The following is a 1,616-nucleotide window of genomic DNA, read 5'->3' on the forward strand; positions in this document are numbered from 1 at the left end:
GCTACGTCGAGGCTGGCAGGATGAGTACGGCGCACCTTGTCGTAAGTGAAGGATGTCTTGCGCCAATCGCAGCCTCGTCAGTGGAGACCGTGAATGACCCCTCGAGCCAAATGAATAGCTGCTGAGCCTAGATGCCGCTTAAGCAGTCTTGCGCGTGCGCTTGGCCTTCGCAGGCTTGACCTCCGGAGCGGGCTTTCGTCCAAGGCCCAGGCTCTTGGCGAGCGCGGACCTCGTAGCCGCGTAGGCGGGAGCAACCATAGGGTAATCGGAAGGCAGACCCCATTTCGCACGATACGCGTCGGCGGTCATACCGTGGTGCGTCGACAGATGGCGCTTTAGCGATTTGAACTTCTTCCCGTCCTCGAGGCAGACGAGGTAATCGTCCGTCACCGACTTCTTGACCGGGACAGCGGGCTTCTTCGGCTCCTCGACAGGTTCCTGAGCGTCGGATCCCAGCTTGCTTAGGGATGCGTGAATTTCAGAAATCAGTGAGGGCAGCGAAGAGTGAGGAACGGCGTTGTTCGAGATGTAGGCCGATACAACGTCCGAGGTGAGACGGACCAGATCTTCATGGCGTTCGTCGGGGGACACTGGTCTCTCCATGGCAAGCGGGGTTGTTTGCGGTTTAGCGACCTTGCGTATTTCCGCAACCCAAAATGCGCCTCTCCTCTTTTGTGAACTCCGGGGAAGCGGATGATCCTCGCTACTGTGGCGTATCGATCGGCCTTGTTATTGCGAGCCGAAAGGGGATTTGGATGTATCCTCGTCCCAGTGGAACGCGCTCTCAACCTAGATCCGGCTTGGCTCGGAATTATGCTCGATCACGCGCAGACTGTTGGTCGGAGCCCACAGCTAGGCGCTATGCCCAGTGATTGGCGAGTTGCACCGAAACGCGTGGCGAACTGGCACCACCCGATGGTCGTCCCCTGTACGCGATATCGCTCATGGCGCGGGCGGGCTGATGGCGCGAACCAACAGGCACGCAGATGGATTCACACGATCAGCCGCGCCGCCTGGCCAAGCGTGCGTTCGGCCTCGTTGTAATAGCTGGCCGCCTGCTGCAGCGAGCGGTGCTGCGACTGCTGCATGGCTTCGGGCAGCGGGATGCCGCGGCGCGCCGTCTCGGTGAGGTAGCCCGAGCGCAGCCCATGCGCGCTGAACGCGGCGGGGTCGAGCCCGGCTTGCGCGGCGCGGCGCTTCACGATCAGGTTGACGGCCTGGGGCGTCAGCGCGCGCCGTTCGAGATGGCCCCAGCGGTCGATGCCGCGAAACACCGCACCGTCGCTGATGCCGGCGCGTGCCATCCACGCTTTTAGCGCCAGCACCGGGCGCCCGACCAGGAGCACGCTGGCGTCGGTGTCAGACGCGGTCGTCTTGGTGCGACCGAGCCGGATTGTTAGGCAGGGCAGGCGCGGCCCGTCGGGATGTTTCGGGTCGGCCGGCACGGGCGGCTCCTCGACCAGCTGCGCAACGCGCAGGCCGGCGATCTCGCTGCGGCGGCGGCCGCCGGAGGCGAAGGCGGCGAGCAGCAGCGCGCGATCGCGCAGGTCGACAAGGCGCTCGCCGCCGCAGGTTTTCAGGAGCGCGCCAAGCACGTCGGCGGTCACGGCCTTGCC

2 protein-coding genes are annotated in these 1,616 nt (G+C 64.4%); both read right to left on the bottom strand.

Going from position 1 to position 1,616, the window contains the following annotated elements:
* Window positions 1-138: 138 nt before the first annotated feature.
* On the bottom strand, window positions 139-603 hold the full coding sequence (locus HUI96_RS25345; RefSeq protein ID WP_188257488.1) for a MucR family transcriptional regulator: 465 nt from the start codon (window positions 601-603) through the stop codon (window positions 139-141).
* 389 nt (window positions 604-992) lie between these two features.
* The coding region (locus HUI96_RS29650; protein WP_237684366.1) for a tyrosine-type recombinase/integrase at window positions 993-1,616 on the bottom strand (624 nt) is incomplete at its 5' end.

Source organism: Pseudaminobacter soli (ex Zhang et al. 2022) (assembly GCF_014595955.1).
Classification (GTDB): domain Bacteria; phylum Pseudomonadota; class Alphaproteobacteria; order Rhizobiales; family Rhizobiaceae; genus Kumtagia; species Kumtagia pseudosoli.